This window comes from Streptomyces sp. E11-3 (assembly GCF_046540415.1).
In the GTDB taxonomy this organism is placed as follows: Bacteria; Actinomycetota; Actinomycetes; order Streptomycetales; family Streptomycetaceae; genus Streptomyces.
The window spans coordinates 1-2,091 of record NZ_JAZGRL010000126.1 but is presented as its reverse complement, the minus strand read 5'-3'; the positions used below and the strand labels follow the sequence as shown (position 1 = coordinate 2,091).

Below are 2,091 nucleotides of genomic sequence, written 5' to 3'. Positions count from 1 at the left end.
CCCCCACTCTCGACTTCGCTCGAGCGGGAGGTGCCCCCCTCGCCCTGCGGAACGAATGCCCACAACGTGGTAGACGGCTAGTGCGTCGTTGGGGATACCAGGACGCTGTCTGTTGTGCGGGCTACCACGTAGGACTGGCCCCTGGTGGCCCTCGCGTCCAGGGGGATGTGGTGGGTGCCTGGGGTCAGGACCTCGTCGAAGAGGTCGTGGGTGTGGGTGCGGTAGAGGAGGTCCAGGCGGTAGGCCGTGAGGCGTACTCGGCAGGTGGAGGTGACCTCGATCTCCGCCGCGCCGGACGTCGCGGTCAGGCCGGTGAGTCTGCGTTGTTCCACCGGGCTGCGGTCCAGGGCGTGTTCGATCTGGGCGACCAGGAGCGGGGTGATCGGGGCGAGCCCGCTGACGTACGCCACCTCGACGCCCGCCCGGTCGAACGCGGCCCGTACGGTGTCGCGCTGGGCCTCGGTGACGGCCCGCCCGAAGGCCACAGCGCCGTAGGTGCTCAGTTCTTCGGGCGGGATGCCGGAGGCGTCCTGGACGACTTCCGCTCCGATGCCGATGATCCGCAGGGCCGCGGCCAGTTTGGCGAGGACCGCGGCACGGGCCCCGATCAGCAGGACCCGGCGGCGCGCGGTGGGCTCCGATGCGCTGAGCAGCCGCCGCAGTTCGCTGCGGTACTGCTCGCCGCGGAAGCGGAACGGGCCTATCCCGTGGTAGCCGTTGCGCTCCAGGTCCGCGCGCTCCTCGGTCTGCCAGGCGAAGTCCCGCCAGACGTAGTCGTCCTGGCCGTCGCCGCTCCGTTCGATCACCGCCGTGACGGCGCCGCATTCGAGCCCTTCGCACTCGGGACAGCCGTAGATGACGTACCGCCCGTCGGTCAGCGGCGCGTCGGCTTCCAGGAGGAGGCGCCGCACATGTGCGGTGAAGATCGCCGGAGGGACGTCGGAGGCGAGCGGCGACACGGCGTCCAGGTCGGAGAGCTGGAACAGCAGCGGACGTCCGTCCACGATGAAGTCCAGGAAGTCCCGGTGGACTTGGTAGTCACCGTTGGCGAGGACCCCTCCGGCACGGATCGCCGGGGCCAGGCCGAACGTGGTGTACTCGGCAGACATGCCCTGAGTATCCCCATCCAAGCGGTGATCTGAGCGCGGCATTCGTCATTCCGCTCCCGGTGGGCAGGACGTAGTGTCCTGGCATGCGCGCGGATGACGTGATCGTGATGGGTGGCGGGGTCATCGGGCTGACGACCGCCGTGGTGCTGGCGGAGCGTGGCTGCCGGGTGCGGCTGTGGACTCGGGACGAGGGCCAGGACACCACGTCGGCGGTGGCCGGAGGCCTGTGCTGGCCGTACCGGATCGAGCCTCGGGAGCTGGTCGAGGACTGGGCGGTGCGGTCTCTGCGCGAGTACGAGGCGCTCGCGGCGGATACGGACACGACCGGTGTGCGGCTGGTGCCGGGCACCATGGCCGATACCCCGCTGTCCGCCTTTCCCCAGTGGTCCGCCCAGGTGGACGGCCTGCGCGAGGCACGCGCGGATGAGTTGCCCGAGGGCTTCGCCCAGGGGCTGCGGGCGACGGTGCCGCTGCTCGACATGCCGGTGTATCTGCGGTACCTGCACGAGCGGTTGGTGCGCGCGGGCGGGCGCGTCGAGCGGCGTGCGGTCACCGACCTCAGGGAGCCGGCGGCCGAGGCGGGTGTCGTGGTCAACTGCACGGGGCTCGGGGCGCGGGAGCTGGTGCCCGACCCCTCGGTGCGCCCGGTGCGCGGGCAGTTGGTCGTGGTGGAGAACCCGGGGATCGACACGTGGTTCGTGGCCACCGAGTCCCCGACCGAGACGACGTACCTGCTGCCGCAGCCGTACGGCCTGGTGCTCGGCGGCACCGCCCACGAGGACGCCTGGGACCTCACCCCCGACCCGGCGACGGCCGAGGCGATCGTCAAGCGCTGCTCCCGTGTACGTCCTGAGCTCGCCGGGGCCCGGATCATCGAGCACCGGGTGGGGCTGCGGCCGGTGCGGGACGCCGTACGGATCGAGCGGGAGCCGGTCGCGGGCGGCGGGCTGCTGGTGCACCACTACGGACACGGGGGTGCGGG

The 2,091-nt window shown here is 71.6% G+C and carries 2 protein-coding genes; one reads left to right on the top strand and one right to left on the bottom strand.

All coding sequences use genetic code 11. The annotated features are described in order from the left end of the window. Positions 1-77: 77 nt before the first annotated feature. On the bottom strand, positions 78-1,109 hold the full coding sequence (locus U9R90_RS35760; protein WP_411061632.1) for an oxidoreductase: 1,032 nt from the start codon (positions 1,107-1,109) through the stop codon (positions 78-80). A gap of 83 nt (positions 1,110-1,192) precedes the next feature. Between U9R90_RS35760 and U9R90_RS35755 the strand changes: the two genes are divergently transcribed. Beyond that, on the top strand, positions 1,193-2,091 hold an 899-nt coding region (locus U9R90_RS35755; protein WP_411061631.1), incomplete at its 3' end, for an FAD-dependent oxidoreductase.

Bases quoted from the DNA above. Each gene is read 5' to 3' on its own strand.
- U9R90_RS35760 (WP_411061632.1), bottom strand. From the start codon at position 1,109: ATGTCTGCCGAGTACACCACGTTCGGCCTGGCCCCGGCGATCCGTGCC.